General features: G+C 64.0%; 12 protein-coding genes. 10 read left to right on the top strand and 2 right to left on the bottom strand.

Translation table 11 applies throughout. The features are described 5' to 3' along the window. Window positions 1-391: 391 nt before the first annotated feature. Together ABNQ40_RS32065 and ABNQ40_RS32070 are read right to left on the bottom strand one after the other, a co-directional pair. Complete coding sequence (locus tag ABNQ40_RS32065; protein WP_109051215.1) at window positions 392-1,276, bottom strand: hypothetical protein; 885 nt, start codon at window positions 1,274-1,276, stop codon at window positions 392-394. Window positions 1,277-1,425: 149 nt separating this feature from the next. After that, window positions 1,426-2,487, bottom strand: coding sequence for a hypothetical protein (locus ABNQ40_RS32070; RefSeq protein ID WP_146255515.1), 1,062 nt, complete (start codon window positions 2,485-2,487; stop codon window positions 1,426-1,428). Window positions 2,488-3,120: 633 nt separating this feature from the next. Here ABNQ40_RS32070 and ABNQ40_RS32075 point away from each other — a divergent pair. From ABNQ40_RS32075 to ABNQ40_RS32120, 10 genes are all read left to right on the top strand, one after another. Next, on the top strand, window positions 3,121-4,311 hold the full coding sequence (locus tag ABNQ40_RS32075) for an extracellular solute-binding protein (RefSeq protein WP_109051214.1): 1,191 nt from the start codon (window positions 3,121-3,123) through the stop codon (window positions 4,309-4,311). A gap of 112 nt (window positions 4,312-4,423) precedes the next feature. Then, window positions 4,424-5,491: an ABC transporter ATP-binding protein gene (locus tag ABNQ40_RS32080; RefSeq protein WP_109051213.1), complete on the top strand. Its 1,068-nt coding sequence runs from the start codon at window positions 4,424-4,426 to the stop codon at window positions 5,489-5,491. Further along, window positions 5,488-6,390 (top strand): ABC transporter permease, encoded by a 903-nt coding sequence (locus ABNQ40_RS32085; protein ID WP_098735235.1) that lies wholly within the window; start codon window positions 5,488-5,490, stop codon window positions 6,388-6,390. Before ABNQ40_RS32080 ends, ABNQ40_RS32085 begins: the two co-directional genes overlap by 4 nt. A 12-nt stretch (window positions 6,391-6,402) precedes the next feature. Beyond that, entirely contained in the window at window positions 6,403-7,236 is an 834-nt protein-coding gene (locus tag ABNQ40_RS32090) for an ABC transporter permease (protein WP_109051212.1), read from the top strand. A gap of 284 nt (window positions 7,237-7,520) precedes the next feature. Further along, entirely contained in the window at window positions 7,521-8,279 is a 759-nt protein-coding gene (locus ABNQ40_RS32095; protein ID WP_109051211.1) for a GntR family transcriptional regulator, read from the top strand. A gap of 159 nt (window positions 8,280-8,438) precedes the next feature. After that, the gene (locus ABNQ40_RS32100; RefSeq protein WP_109051210.1) at window positions 8,439-9,953 is read left to right on the top strand and encodes a mannitol dehydrogenase family protein; all 1,515 of its coding nucleotides are present in this window, start codon (window positions 8,439-8,441) and stop codon (window positions 9,951-9,953) included. 39 nt (window positions 9,954-9,992) lie between these two features. After that, on the top strand, window positions 9,993-11,021 hold the full coding sequence (locus ABNQ40_RS32105) for a Zn-dependent oxidoreductase (RefSeq protein ID WP_109051209.1): 1,029 nt from the start codon (window positions 9,993-9,995) through the stop codon (window positions 11,019-11,021). Between the two features lie 85 nt (window positions 11,022-11,106). Further along, window positions 11,107-12,132: a TRAP transporter substrate-binding protein gene (locus ABNQ40_RS32110; protein WP_109051208.1), complete on the top strand. Its 1,026-nt coding sequence runs from the start codon at window positions 11,107-11,109 to the stop codon at window positions 12,130-12,132. Window positions 12,133-12,202: 70 nt separating this feature from the next. Next, the gene (locus ABNQ40_RS32115; RefSeq protein ID WP_109051207.1) at window positions 12,203-12,706 is read left to right on the top strand and encodes a TRAP transporter small permease; all 504 of its coding nucleotides are present in this window, start codon (window positions 12,203-12,205) and stop codon (window positions 12,704-12,706) included. Continuing rightward, window positions 12,706-13,980, top strand: a complete 1,275-nt coding sequence (locus ABNQ40_RS32120; RefSeq protein WP_109051206.1) for a TRAP transporter large permease — start codon at window positions 12,706-12,708, stop codon at window positions 13,978-13,980. Before ABNQ40_RS32115 ends, ABNQ40_RS32120 begins: the two co-directional genes overlap by 1 nt. The last annotated feature ends 8 nt before the right edge of the window (window positions 13,981-13,988 follow it).

A 13,988-nucleotide genomic window follows, 5' to 3' on the forward strand; every position in this document is an offset into this window, starting at 1 on the left:
GAGCAATGATTATTGTTGTCTCGAAGGATGTTCACGCTCAGCCTTCGTTTGAAATGACTCTATAACTTAGGAATGAAAAGCATGTCTTTCTCCATCGAAACCGATCTGCCTCTTGGTCCGCCCCCGCCGCCGCCGCCCCCTTCGCCGCCTTTTTCTTGACAATACCGTCTTCTGACCTGTTAAACCTTGCTATTGCAGGCTGAGGTTGCGGGCCATGGCTTGCCATGGCCCCGCCATCTGGATGCAAAGCCAATCTCCGGTCCGGTGTCTGCCCGCCGGAGCGTCCAACCGGCACCATCGGGAAGGCGGTCATGCTGCGCCGGACTGGGCCGGCCATTGACGTGGCAGACGAAGCACGCCCTCTTGCGAGACGAGCTTTTTCAACCTTTGCTCAGCACGGCGTATCGATCGCTTGCATCGCCTCGCTCCAGCGCTGTCTCGCCAGCATCTGAGTATCACGGCGTTTCAGCCAAGGGTCCGGCACATAGTTGCCGAGAAACGGGTTGGTGTTGATCTCGAACACCACCGCTCCATCCGGTGTGGCGGCATGGTCCGCGCGACCATACTCGATCCCGGCGGTCTCGAACGCCGGTTTGAGCAAGGGTTCGAACCGATTGGTCGATACGGCGTCGAACTCGTCGGAGACGATGTCTTCCGTAAGACAGTCGTGCCGGCCATACTTGACCATCCACCGGTCTTCGACGGCAATATGCTCCACGACGATCCGGTCCCCGATCCGCCAACTGCCCCATTTGGCCCACAGGGTGCCATTGTACGTCGCATCGACCTTTTCCAGGACGAGAAGGCCGCGCAAAGGCACTCCATCCCGGCGTTGGGCGGCAAGGGCCTCGTCGAGTTCGCCTTGGCTGTAATAGAGCGCGTCCGACGGCATCTCATGCTCGTCTTCAAGACGCAGGAAAACGGGAAAACGCGATGGCCTGGGACACATGTCCGCCCGATTGACCTCGATGGGATTGCCGGTTTTCTCGCTGAGATTGGTCAGGAGTTCCACGCGGCTCATCGCGCAGGCCGGATCGTTCAAGCAGCGCACGCCAAGATCGCGCAATTTCCGGTACAGGTCGGCGGCCCGTCTCAGGCGGGATGTCGAAAGCCGCTCGAGATCCGCGAAAACATAGGTGGCTCTCGGCAACGTGGATGCCGCAAAAACCTGATCGTAAGTCAGGCTCCTGATGTCCGGAACCGGCACGCCGAACTGGCCTTCAGCAATGCTGCGAAGTGTGTATTGGTGTTCCGGGGTCGTCAGGAGAATGATCATGGAAAGGTCATCACTGCGTGCGGAATGTCGTCTAGAATTATAATGCCGTGGCAATTACGCACCCTTCGAGTCGAAGACTGTACATTAATGCCATGGCCCCCAATCATCTTGCCGAGAAGCAAGTCGCTTTTTGTAGGAATTTACTAAGTTCATGTCAAGTATATGTGAATTCCGTTTTTGAAGTTGATATGAACTTTTGAGAACGCTGTGCCCGGGCGGAACAGGCTGACCAGTCGATCTATTCTGTTGCGCAATCCATGATTGTCGCGGGCGAACCGATGCCTGCGCACCACACCTTGTTCGCCGTCCCGATCAAACAGCTTCAATGCGCGGGCGTGGGCATCCGCAATGCCTTCGACGGAATAACTTTCCATCCGGACGATCGGCAAGGAGTGCTGATCCTGTCGTGAAATCACCAGATCAAGATCGGGAAACTCAGGCGGAACTATGGGAATCAGACCACATACCAGAGCATCGAACAACCGTTGCGAAATGTCATTTCTCAAGGGAAGAATTACACTGACTTTGTAGGAGGCCCAATCGAGCAATCTTTGCTCCTGGCTGAATGAAAAATATGCTGGTCTTTTATCGATCCCGAGCGTGAATACATGATCATTGGGATATCGCTCCCGATACGAGGCGATCAGTCCATTCCTTTCTTTTGCATCCGCATGGTTGAAGAAACCGCCATATAGTTTGTCGCATCGCTCGGCAGCAACGATCCTCTCCTCCATGGACGCCAGGAAGATGCCGCTCCATTGCGTTATGCAAAGCGGAAGATGCGGCGCTATGAGGGTGGCTGCATTTGACATGTCTTCATGCGCGAACCAATGGGCGGGAAACACCGCATCGGCGATCATAGCCGCTCGGCTGTTGAGGATGGGCTCATGATGATTGTCCCATGCCCACAGGGCAACAAAAGGCTGCCTCGGCATGTTTTGCAGCTTCCAGGCGAGTATTTCTTCGCTTTTCAGGTGACTGCACAGAATTACGATGTCAAAATCAAAGCTTTTATTATCAAAAATTGATTGATTGGAGGAAATCTCCATTCCATAATAAGTGTTGCGAAGATTTTTATCAAAATCTTCAGGGAATAAAAAATCATTCTCCGTGAAGAAAAGGATTTTTTGTTCTTTTTTTTCAAGGATGGCTTTCAATTTTCCCAGAGAACCATCTATTTTTTCTTTGAATATTTTTGGTATCGCTGTCATTCGTCCCCATCCAAACCATCAAGATCCGATCTGCGCCACCAATGGAAAGTGGAGCGCACAGAAAGATACAAGTCCAATCGCAGCATGGATAATCGTCTCGATTATGGCAAAATTGAGAATCAAGATCTCAAATCTTCTCTCAATTTATTGGTAGTCCGACGGGCTTATCCAAAAAAAGATTTTAGTTTTGTTGTAAAATTCTACCGAAAAAACTTCTAGAATTTAGGTGTTGCCATCGCAAGCGACACAGGAACTCAACCGATATCAAGCCATAGCATACAGGCAGATGAATTTGGAGCGCTTATACGCCGATGTGCAATCGTTTCCACAGCTTGACATTGTGGCGACGGGCCGGTTGCAGCAGGCAGCTACATTCTACGGCCATCGGACAGAGGCTTGCGGTCTCCCCGCCATAACCCGACACGGCAAGCTACTACCATACGAGTTTCCGCTTGCGGAGCCGGGACTACCATACTAGCATTCGGCCTAGGTACAAATTATCCGTATCTTCCGCGACCCTGCTCCCCGACCGGTTCTGTCAGGCAAACCGCCATGGCTTCCCGGCCGCTTCAGTATGTCCGCCGCAGCTCGAACCACCGCAATTTGAAAATACCTAGAAACGGGAGGAAACCTATGATCGACCTCGGGATTTCACGACGCGGCTTCCTCGCGGCGTCCGCCGGGACCGCCGGGCTTCTGGCGACCGGCCGGCCGGTGTTCGCGGCCCTGCCGAAGCCGGCGAGCCCGGTCACGCTGAATGTGGTGGACGTCGCCGGCAATCTGGCGCTGACCCAGAAGGCCATCGAGAATTACCGCAAGGCCAAGCCCGACTGGGCTTCGCGCATCGTCTTCTCCAAGGCGCCGGCGCCGGAACTCCCCGGCAAGCTGAAGGCGCAGCAGGACGCCAACCGGGTCGACATCGATCTGGTGCTGACCGGCACCGACGTGCTGTCCGCCGGCATCGACCAGAAGCTGTGGGTCAATCTGCTGCCGGACCGCGCCGGCGACCTGCCGAAACTGTCCGACATCTATCTGGAGCCGGCCGCCCGCATGCAGGGTCTCGCCGAAGGCCAGGGCGTGGTCGTCACCTACTACCCCTCCGGACCGCTGTTCGAATATGCGCCGGAACGGGTGAAGCAGGTGCCGAAAACAGCGGCGGAACTGCTGGCCTGGGCGAAGGCAAATCCGAAGCGCTTCGCCTATGCCCGCCCGGCCAACTCCGGTCCCGGCCGCACCTTCCTGATGGGGCTGCCCTACATCCTGGGCGACAAGGATCCCAAGGATCCGGTCAATGGCTGGGAAAAGACCTGGGCTTACCTGCGCGAACTGGGCGAGACCATCGAGGCCTATCCGGGCGGCACCACGCCGACCATGAAGGCGCTGGGCGAAGGGTCACTCGACATCATCGTGTCGACCACCGGCTGGGACATCAATCCGCGGGTGCTCGGCGTGGTGCCGAAGTCGGCCGAGGTCTTCGCGGTAGAGAATTTCCGCTGGGTCGCCGACGCCCATTACATGTGCATCCCCAAGGGCGTGTCGGCGGAAAAGCTCGCCGTCCTCCTGGACCTGATGAACCATCTGCTGACCCCGGCGCAGCAGGCCTACACCTATGACGAGGGCTATTTCTATCCGGGCCCGGCGGTGAAGGGCGTGACGCTCGCCATGGCGCCGAAGGAAAGCCAGGACGCCATCGCCGAGTTCGGCCGCCCGACTTACGACAAGCTGATCGCCGACCACCCCATCGAACTGCCGCTCGCCGCCGACAAGCTGGTGCAGGCCTTCCGCCGCTGGGACGAGGAGATCGGCGCGCGCAAGGGCAAGTGACGGGCAAGTGACCGCCCCCCCGCCGACGACGTGAAACGGAGGGTTCCTCCGCCCGGTACCGGGCGACGGGGCCCTCCGAAGACAGCGCCCCATCCAGCCACAGGACCCCGGAATGACCGTCGGAGCCACCACCTTCAAGCAACTGCACCTTCAGGGAGTGAGGCGGGAGTTCGACGCCTTCACGGCGCTGAAAGGGCTGGACCTCACCATCGAGCGGGGCGAGTTCATCGCCCTGCTCGGCCCGTCGGGATGCGGCAAGACAACCGCGCTGAACTGCATCGCCGGCCTGCTGCCGGTCAGCGGCGGGCGCATCATGCTGGACGACCGGCGGGTCGACGTGCTGCGCCCGGAAGAACGCGGCTTCGGCATGGTCTTCCAGAATTACGCCCTGTTCCCGCACATGACCGTGCGCAAGAACATCGGTTTCGGCCTGCGCATGCGCGGCGTGCCGAAGCCGGAATTGGAAAAGCGGGTCGACGCCGCCCTGGCGGCGGTGCGGCTGGAATCGCAGGCGGAAAAGCTGCCAGGCCAGCTGTCGGGCGGCCAGCAGCAGCGCGTCGCCATCGCCCGCGCCATCGTGGTCGAGCCGCCGCTGGTGCTGATGGACGAACCGCTGTCCAACCTGGACGCCAAGCTGCGGCTGGAGATGCGCCAGGAAATCCGCCGCATCCACCAGTCCCTCGGCTCCACCACCATCTACGTCACCCACGACCAGGAAGAGGCGCTGTCGCTGGCCGACCGCATCGTCGTCCTGCGGGACGGCGCCATCCGGCAGGTCGGCACCCCGGCGGAGCTTTACGCCCTGCCCGCCCATCTCGATGTCGCCGACTTCATGGGCTTCCGCAACCGCGTCAACGGCGAACTGGTCGGGATGGAGGGCGAGGACGCCCTGCTGAACATCGAAGGCACGGTGATCCGCGGCCGGATGCGGGCCGCTTCCGCGAGCAAGGCGGCCGTCGCCGCGATCCGCCCCGACGATCTGGAGCCGACCGGCACCGACAACGGCATTCCGGTGCGGGTGGAGGCGGTGGAGTATCGCGGGCGCGGCTTCCACGGCGTCGGCGTCACCGCGTCCGGCACCGAGCTGCATTTCGCCTCCCCCTATCCATTGCAGCGGGGCGCCGCCGTCCGGCTCGGCGCCGATGCCGGCCGCGTGCTGGTGTTCGGAGACGCGCGATGAGTGCCGTCCTGGAAGGCCGCGCCGAGGGGCCGACCCTGCGCCAGCGGCTGGCCGCCCGCGGCATCGACGGGGCGACCCTGCTGGTGCTGCCCTGCGTGGCGCTGATCCTGGGGCTGTTCATCTACCCGTTCCTGTATGGGCTGATGCTGTCCTTCGAGCCCAAGGACGGATCGCTGTTCGGCAATTACGCCCGGTTCTTCAGCGATCCCTTCCTCTACGGCACCATCTTCAAGACGCTGCGGCTGGCTTTCCCGGTCACGCTGCTGAATTTGCTGATCGCCATCCCCATCGCCTTCCGCGTGCGGCTGATGCGGCGCCAGCGTCTGCTGACCACCCTGCTGGTGCTGCCGATCACGCTGGGCACCGTTCTGGTGGCCGAAGGCATGCTGTTCTATTTCGGGCCGCAGGGCTGGTTCAACCGGGCACTGATGGCGGTCGGGCTGCTGTCCACCCCGATCTCCGTGCTGAACGGCTATTGGGGCGTCTTCATCTCGCTGGTGCTGACCGGTTTCCCCTTCACCTTCCTGCTGACGTTGTCCTACGTCACCGGCATCGACCCGTCGCTGGAGAACGCGGCGGCGACGCTGGGGGCCGGGCCGGCCGCCCGCTTCCGCGAGGTCTTCCTGCCGCTGCTGATCCCCGGCCTCGCCATCACCTTCTGCCTGTCCTTCGTCCAGGCCTATTCGGTGCTGCCGTCGGCGGTGCTGGTCGGCGATCCGGCCGGCGCCACGCGCGTCATCTCCATCGCCGCCTATCAGGCCGCGTTCGAGGAGTACGACTACTCCATGGCCTCGGCCATCGCGATGATCATGGGGGCGGTCCAATTGCTGGTGGTCGTTGCGGTTCTCGGCTGCCGCTCGCTGTTCTACCGCGGCCCCGCCGCGGGCGCCAAAGGCTGAGGAGAGGCGGCAATGCAGAAATCCATCATGTCCCGCCTGTGGGTCTTCGCCGTCTGGGCGGTGATCGGGCTGTTTCTGATCAATCTGATGGGGCTGATCGCCTCGGTGATGACCTCGTCGGTGGCGACGCGCTGGCTCGGCACCTGGCTGCCGGCGGGCTTCACCACCCGCTGGTACTTCGCCGCCTGGGACGAATTCCAGTTGGGCGACGTGTTGTGGGTCACCTTCCAGGCGGTCGGGGCGGTGGTCCTGCTGTCCGGCCTGCTCGGCGTCCCGGCCGCCTATGCGCTGGCGCGGCGCGAGTTTCCGGCCAAGAGGGCGGTTATGCTGTTGCTGTTGCTGCCCCTGCTGGTTCCGCCGATCACCTACGGCATCCCGCTGGCGACGGTGCTCTACAAGGCGGGGCTGGGCGGTACGTTGACCGGCGTCATCCTGGCCAATCTGGTGCCCACCGTACCCTTCGTGGTGCTGGTGATGATCCCCTTCATCGAGCAGATCGATCCTCGGACCGAGGCGGCGGCCCGCGTCTTCGGCGCCAACATCTTCCAGATGTTCGTCCATGTGCTGGTGCCGATGCTGATGCCGGGTGTGCTGGCGGCGCTGCTGCTGGTGCTGGTCCGCACCATCGGCATGTTCGAGCTGACCTTCCTGGTCTCCGGACCCGGCAGCCAGACCCTGGTGGTGGCGCTCTATTACGCGGTGTTCGCCTCCGGCGTCCGGGCGGTGCAGTCGATCGACGCCATGGCGGTGATCTATATGGTGACCACGCTGGTCTGGCTGATCGTCGCCCTGCGCTTCGTCAATCCGACCCAGATCGTCGGCCGCGGCAAGCGTCCGGCGGCATAAGTCCGCTGTCCATGCCTGCCCCGTTCAAGGCTGTGATGCCAACATCATGATCCTGAACGGGGTTCCCCTTAATTTCCACCCACACAGGCCGGCAGTTTGTTTGTGGAACTCTGACGAGGTCTCTTTGATCCGGACGAGCTTTCGTTGAGAAATCCGCATTGGACCAAGCAGTGTCGGCGGGAAATACTCTTGCCGGCCGCTTGGTATGGTAGTATCCTGATAGACCAGTCATTCGCTCCGGCCCTTCGGGCAGGTTTCGAGGCGCCATAAACCATGACGTGCCGATGCTGAACAAGATCGACGTGGAATCCGGCGAGCCGATCGCGCGGCGCGTGTACCGGGTGCTGCGCCAAGCCATCGTGACGATGCAGTTCCGCCCCGGCCAGGCCCTGTCGGAGCAGGAGATCGCCGACCAGCTCGGCGTCAGCCGCCAGCCGGTGCGCGAGGCCTTCATCAAGCTGAGCGAAGCCGGCCTGCTGACCATCCGGCCGCAGCGCGGCAGCTTCGTCGTCAAGATCTCGGTCAAGCAGGTGCTCGATGCCCGCTTCGTGCGCGAGGCGGTGGAAACCGCCGTGGTGCGCAAGGCCTGTGAGACCATCACGCCGGCCGGCATCGCCGAACTGCGCGACCTTTTGAAGGCCCAGTGGGACATCGCCGACGAACCTGTGCCGGTGCGCTTCCTGGAACTGGATGAAGCCTTCCACCGCGCCATCGCCATCGGGGCGGAGTGCGACTATGCCTGGCGCATCGTCGAGGAGACGAAGGCGCAGATGGACCGCGTCCGCTATCTCAGCGTTCCCTACGCCACGCCGATCCGCCGGCTGATCTCTCAGCATCAGGCGGTGCTGGAGGCGATTGTCGCCCGCGACCCGGTCAAGGCGGAGGCGGCTATGGGGCTGCATCTGCGCGAGATCCTGACCTCACTGCCCGAACTGGAAGGCAAGTTCCCCGACCTGTTCACCCTTGAGGAGGCCGGAACTCAGCCGGCGCCCAAGACGACCTCCAGAAGCAGCGGCCGGTCGCGGGTTGCCGCCCTGCGCTGATCGGCACGGCATTTCCGAAGCCGGCCGCATGCACGGACGGCAGTAGCAGGACTATATGGTTCGCTAGGATGACAATCCGGGTTGCCCTCCTCCGCGCTTCTTGACATACTACCATACAAGAATGTGAGCCAACCGCTCGCCTGGAAGGAAATGCTCTCCATGCAATCGCCCGCGTCCACCGTCCCTCCTTCCGGCACCCCGTCGCGACGCCTCGGCGCTTCCGGCCTTGCCGCCCTGCCGGCGGCGGTGGCCCGGCCCGGCTACGAGCGCAACGACCTCGAAATCGGGATCGTCCATCTCGGCGTCGGTGCCTTCCAGCGCGCCCATCAGGCGGCCTACACCGACGCCCTGCTGGAGCAGCAGTTCGGGCCGTGGGGCATCGCGGGTGTCAGCCTGCGCAGTCCCGACACCCGCGACGCGCTGGAGCCGCAGGACGGGCTCTACACCGTCGCGGTGCGCGATGCGGAGGGGGAACGGCTGCGGGTGATCGGCTGCCTGCTGGACCTGCTGGTCGCGCACGAGGATCCCGAGGCGGTGCTGGAGCGGATGTGCCGCCCGTCGGTACGCATCGTCACCCTGACGGTGACCGAGAAGGGCTATTGCCACGATCCGGCGACCGGTGCGTTGAACGAGAGCCATCCCGACATCCGCCACGACCTGGACAATCCGGGCAAGCCGCGCACCGCCATCGGCTTCCTGGCCGAGGCGCTGGCCCGCCGCCGCGCTGCCGGGCTGGCGCCCTTCACCGTGCTGAGCTGCGACAACCTGCCGAGCAACGGCGACACCGTCGCCCGCATCCTGCGCCGCTTCGCCGAACTGCGCGACCCGGCCTTCGGCGCCTGGGTGGCCGAGACGGTCGCCTGTCCCAACAGCATGGTTGACCGCATCGTCCCCGCCACCACCGAGGCCGACCGCGCCCGCGTCTCGCAGGCGCTCGGCGTGCAGGATGCCTGGCCGGTGGTGACCGAGCCCTTCACCCAATGGGTTGTCGAGGACCGCTTCCCCGCCGGCCGCCCGGCCTGGGAGACGGTTGGGGTGGAACTGGTCGCCGACGTCCATCCCTATGAGACGATGAAGCTGCGGCTGCTGAACGGCAGCCACTCCACCATCGCCTATCTCGGCTATCTGGCGGGCTACGAGACGGTGTCGGACACCATGGCCGACACCGCCTTCGCCACGCTGGTCCGCAACCTGATGGACCGGGAGACGGGGCCGACGCTGCACATGCCGCCCGGTGCGGATATGGAGCAGTACAAGGACGCGCTGATCACCCGCTTCCGCAATCCGGCACTGCGCCACCGCACCTGGCAGATCGCCATGGACGGCACGCAGAAGCTGCCGCAACGCCTGCTGAACCCGATCCGCGACCGGCTGGCCGCCGGAGAACCTATCGACCGGCTGGCCCTGGCCGTCGCCGCCTGGATGCGCTACGTCGCCGGCACCGACGAGAAGGGCCAGCCCATCGACGTGCGCGACCCGCTGGCATCCCGTCTGGCTGAGATCGCAGCCGCCACCGCCGGCGATCCCGACCGGCTGGCCGAGGCGCTGTTCGGCCTGAACGCCGTGTTCGGCGAGGATCTGCGGCACGACCCGCGCTTCACCGCTCCGGTGACCGCCGCACTCAAGCGCCTGTTCGCCGAAGGCGCCCGCGCCGTCGTCGCGGCGACCGCCTGATCCCGTTTCACAGCATACTTTTCTGTAGGGAGTGTTCCCGTGGTTGCCCTGACCGTCGAAAAGCCGCATGTGCTGGCGCTCCGTCCCGAGAACACCCCGTCTGCCGGGCCGGTCAAGGCCGGCGAGGTGCTGGTGCGTGTCCAGCGTGCCGGCATCTGCGGGTCGGACCTGCACATCTACCACGGATCCAACCCCTTCGCGGTCTACCCCCGCGTGATCGGCCATGAGTTCGCCGGCACGGTGGAGGCGGTCGGCGACGGCGTGACCAGCGTCGCGGTCGGCGACCATGTGGTGGTCGATCCGGTGGTGTCCTGCGGCCGCTGCTATGCCTGCCGGGCCGGGCGCACCAATGTCTGCGCCAATCTGGAGGTGTTCGGCGTCCACCGCGACGGCGGTTTCCGCAATCATGTCGTCGTGCCGGCCGGCAATGCGGTGAAGGTGCGCTCCAACCTGCCGATCTCGATTGCAGCATTGGCGGAACCGCTGTCTATCGCCGCCAACGTGCTGTCGCGCACCGGCATCGGCGCCGACGACACGCTGCTGGTCTATGGCGCCGGCACGGTCGGGCTGACGGTGGTGCAGGTCGCCAAGCTGCACGGCGCCCGCTGCATCGTCGCCGACCTCGACGACAAGCGGCTGGAGCGGGCGAAGGAGTTCGGCGCCGACGTCGTGCTCAACTCATCGCGCGTGTCGGTGCCCGACGCGGTGCGCGACGAGAATGACGGGCTCGGCCCCACGGTGGTGATCGACGGCGCCGGCGTGCCGGCCCTGCTGGAGGAGGCCTGCCGCCTCGCCAGCCCGGCGGCGCGCATCGGCCTGCTCGGCTTCTCGCCGGCCCCCTGCAACATCAGCCAGCAGGAGATCGTGAAGAAGGAGCTGACGCTGGTCGGCTCGCGCCTGAACCGCCGCCTGCTGCCGCAGGTCATCGAGTGGCTGGAAAGCGGCAAGCTGAAACCGGCGGCGATGATCACCCAGGTCTTCCCCATCGCCGACGCGGCGAGCGCCTTCTCCCTGATCGAGACCGACCCGTCCAGCACCATCAAGGTCCAGCTCGACTTCGAAAGCTGACCGCCTGCCGAAGGGCAGCCACCGGTCAAGCGCCACCAATCAAACAATGGCGGACCTGATCCGCCCAAAACGGAGGGACACCAGGATGAACAGCAAGACCCCGATCTCGCGCCGCACGCTGGCCAAGAGCATCGGCCTCGGCGCCGGCATCGCCGCCGGTGCGACGCTGCTGGGCGGCATCGCCGCCCCGGCCATCGTCCGCGCCCAGGCCAAGACGACGCTGAAGCTCGGCCACCTCGCCAACGAAGAAAATGTCTGGCACAAGGCCTCGCTGGTCTTCGCCGAGGAAGTGGCCAAGCGCACCAATGGCGCGGTCGAGGTCAAGGTGTTCCCCAACGAGCAGCTGGGCAAGGAAACCGACCTGATCAAGGGCATCCAGCTCGGCACCATCGACTTCACCATCACGGGTGAGTCCCTGCAGAACTGGGCGCCGGCGGCGGCACTGCTGGCGGTCCCCTACGCCATCCGCGACCTCGATCACCTCGACAAGGTCGTCAGCGGCGAGCCGGGTAGGAAAATCGCCGAGTCCATCGAGCAGAAGACCCAGCTGGTCCCGCTGACCTACTTCGCCCGCGGCCCGCGCAACCTGACCAGCAAGCGCCCGATCAAGTCGCCGGACGATCTGAACGGCCTGAAGATGCGCGTTCCCAACGTGCCCCTGTTCGTATCCTTCTGGCAGGGGCTGGGCGCCAAGCCGACGCCGATGGCCTTCTCGGAGGTGTTCACCGGCCTGCAAAACGACACCATCGAGGCGCAGGAGAACCCGCTGGCGCTGATCAAGTCGGCGAGCTTCTACGAGGTCCAGAAATACGTGAACCAGACGGAGCACGTGATCAGCTGGATCTATCTGGTCGGCGGCTCGAAGAAGATGAACAAGCTGCCGGCAGAACAGCGCGCCGCCATCATGGAAGCCGCCAAGGCCGCCCAGGCCGCCGAGCGCAAGCTGTTCATCGAGGACGAGGCCAAGCTGGCCGCCGACCTCAAGGCCAAGGGCATGGAGTTCATCGCCGTCGACAAGGCCGCCTTCGCCGAGAAGGGTCGTCCGGCCGTCGTCGCAGCGCTGTCGCCGGAGATCAAGCCGATCTACGACGAAATCCTCGCGGTGAAGTGAGCGGAGAATCCCCCTCTCCCCTGGGGGAGAGGGGGGATAATTCCTCCCCCCAACCGCAAGGGCCAATCCAATGCGCAACGCCTTAGCCGCCGCGGTGTCGGCCATCTCCGCCCTTTGCCGTTGGGGAACCCTGGCGGCCATCGGTGTCCTCATCGTCGTCGTGACCATCCAGGTGCTGGGCCGGATACCGGGCTTCCCCTCGCCGCCCTGGACGGAAGAGGTGGCCCGCTTCGCGCTGGTCCATCTCGTCGCCTTCTCCTGCGGACTGGCGCTTTTGCGCGGCGAGTTGGTGAACGTCGACATGTTCGTCCTGCTGCTGCCGAAGCCCTTGCAGGTCGCCGTCGCCCGTCTGGTCGACGTGGCCATCCTGGTCTTCGCCATCGCGATCATTCCGGGCGCCTGGGACTATGTCGTCGGCAGCGTCGGCGAGCGGGCACGCTCCATCAACGTCCCGATGATCTGGGTCTATGTCGTGACGCTGATCATCCCGGTCTCGCTCGCCTTCTTCTCGATTGCCCGGCTGGCCGGGCTCGGGCGCGACTCCGCGCCGCCCAGCCATGGGGAAACCGTCTGATGGTCACCGCACTGTTCGTCACCTTCGCCGTCCTGCTGATCCTGGGCGCGCCGGTGGGCATCGCCTTGGGCGGCGCGTCGGCGGTCTATCTGGTCGGCAGCGACATCGACCTCGCCGTGGTTCCGCAGTTCATGTATGCGGGCATGGACAGCTTCGTCCTGCTCTGCATCCCCGGCTTCGTGCTGGCCGGCAACCTGATGAACGGCGGCGGCATCACCGACCAGATCGTGCTGTTCAGCAACCGGCTGGTCGGCCATATCCGCGGCGGCCTCGGCCTTGCCAACGTCACCGGGTCGATGGTGTTCGCCGGCATCTCCGGCACCGCGGTGGCGGAAACCGCCTCCATCGGCGCGGTGATGATCCCGGCGATGCGCAAGTCCGGCTACGACGCGCCCTTCGCCGCCGCCGTGACAGCCGCCGCTTCCACCGTCGGTCCGATCATCCCGCCCAGCGTGCCGATGATCATCGTCGGCACCCTGACCGGCCTGTCGGTTGGCAAGATGTTCATGGCCGGCGCCGTTCCCGGTGTGCTGCTCGGCCTCGGCATGATGCTGACGGTCTGGATCCTGGCACGGGTGCGCAACTATCCGCGGGAGCCGTGGCAGGGCTTCGGCGCGCTGGTCCGCGCCAGCCGCGGCGCCTTCTGGGCGCTGCTGATGACGGCGATCATCCTGTTCGGCATCGTCGGCGGCTATTTCACCCCGACCGAAGCCTCCATCGTCTCGGCAATCTACGCCTTCGTCATCGGGCTGTTCGTCTACAAGGGCTTCACCCTGCGCCAGTTGCCGGCGATCCTGCTGGAGAGCGCCATCGGATCGGGCGGGCTGATCCTGCTGGTGGGCCTCGCCAACGTCTTCGGCTGGATCCTGACCAGCGAGCAGATTCCGCAGGCCATCGCCGCCTCGATGCTGGCACTGACCACCAACAAGTATTTGATCATCCTGCTGATCAACATCCTACTGCTGATCGTCGGCACCTTCATGGAGACGATTGCGGCGCTGATCATCCTGTTCCCGCCGCTGCTGGCGGTGGCGACCCAGGTCGGCATCGACCCAATCCATTTCGCCACCTTCGCCGTGCTGAACCTGATGATCGGCCTGACCACCCCGCCGGTCGGCGTCTGCCTGTTCGTCGCGGCCAACATCGCGAAGATCTCGCTGGGGGCCATCACCAAGGCGATCTGGCCCTTCCTGCTCTGCAACATCCTGATCCTGTTCCTGGTCTCCTACATTCCGGCCCTGTCGCTGTGGCTGCCGAGCCTGCTTTTCCGCTGATTTTTCCA

The sequence above is a fragment of the Azospirillum sp. A23 genome (genome assembly GCF_042938965.1).
GTDB lineage: Bacteria > Pseudomonadota > Alphaproteobacteria > Azospirillales > Azospirillaceae > Azospirillum > Azospirillum melinis.